Source organism: Parashewanella curva, assembly GCF_003675895.1.
Lineage (GTDB): Bacteria > Pseudomonadota > Gammaproteobacteria > Enterobacterales > Shewanellaceae > Parashewanella > Parashewanella curva.
The window spans coordinates 1-1,102 of record NZ_ML014947.1 but is presented as its reverse complement, the minus strand read 5'-3'; the positions used below and the strand labels follow the sequence as shown (position 1 = coordinate 1,102).

Genomic DNA, 1,102 nt, shown 5'->3' with positions numbered 1-1,102 from the left:
TGGCAAAGTGCTGGCTAATAGTGGTAGTTTTCATGGTGTTTAACAGGCAAAGATTATTATAAACCACGATCGATTCTGGTTGGCAAACGATCAAACTTAATTGCTTATTTTTGACCCGTTTGCCCTAGGTCTTGTTGTGATTTCATTTACATACAACAAAAAATTCATTAGGCAAGTATGAGTAGCCTTATCTTGAATGAGCTGGTGTTGCTGACATGTGGCAATGAGTTGTTTAATTTCTTGAGACGCTAACAAATCTCGTGGAAAGTTCCATTCGATTGAATGAAGCTGATAGGGGACGGCTTCTATCAAGCTATTAGTGACAGGGTTTACGCTCATGTTAATGTCGTTAGAACAGTGGAATAAGAATTATAAAACAGCTGACTGTGGAGTGTATGAGTATGAGATTAATGTTTAATGAATGTTTTTATAGTTCTCGTGCATCTTTTTCTAACAAGCAAAATGATTCCAGAACCCCTTCTTTTAATTCAATCTGATGAGCGATTTCTGGTAATTTTAATCTTCGAGCAATATCTAAGGCTGTTTTTCGTCTCCACAATGTTGGAGCTGCGTCATACAGCTTCCATTTCGGCCACTCTCTAAGCACAGCCTTTACCGTTGCTAATGATTTCGATCTGACGGCTAAATGAAGAATATTTTCCCCATTGTCATCGACCTCAAAGATATCTGGATCATGCTTTAATAGACATTGAACCATTAATGAACGGCCTTTTTTTATGGCATAAAAAAGTGGTTTATCAAACTGTATGCGTAATCTAAGTAGATCTGGATATTGGGACAATAGCATATCGCAGATGATGGGAGCATGCTGTTTGCTAGAGTCAATAATCGTTTGGATTATGCTTTTATGAGTGACCGTTGTTATGGTTATCAACGAATCAAAAAGGTCTTTTTCGGTATTCTTGATAATGAAGTCAACAACATTGACGCTTCCATACTGACAGGCTTTAAATAACCTGATTCCCCATTAACTTCAGCCTAGCTTCAGCATATTCAGATTATATTTTCTGAAAGCTCACTATGAAGTTAGGTGAAACTCATGCCAAAGAATAAAATTCAGTTTCAGGCTGGCTACAGTTTG

2 protein-coding genes are annotated in these 1,102 nt (G+C 37.4%); one reads left to right on the top strand and one right to left on the bottom strand.

The window, feature by feature from the left end:
• Positions 1-427: 427 nt before the first annotated feature.
• Positions 428-802: an ankyrin repeat domain-containing protein gene (locus D5018_RS21365; protein ID WP_165905155.1), complete on the bottom strand. Its 375-nt coding sequence runs from the start codon at positions 800-802 to the stop codon at positions 428-430.
• A 24-nt stretch (positions 803-826) separates the two neighbouring features.
• Between D5018_RS21365 and D5018_RS21895 the strand changes: the two genes are divergently transcribed.
• Entirely contained in the window at positions 827-976 is a 150-nt protein-coding gene (locus D5018_RS21895) for a hypothetical protein (protein WP_165905154.1), read from the top strand.
• Positions 977-1,102: the final 126 nt, after the last annotated feature.

Bases quoted from the DNA above. Each gene is read 5' to 3' on its own strand.
- D5018_RS21895 (WP_165905154.1), top strand. From the start codon at position 827: ATGCTGTTTGCTAGAGTCAATAATCGTTTGGATTATGCTTTTATGAGT.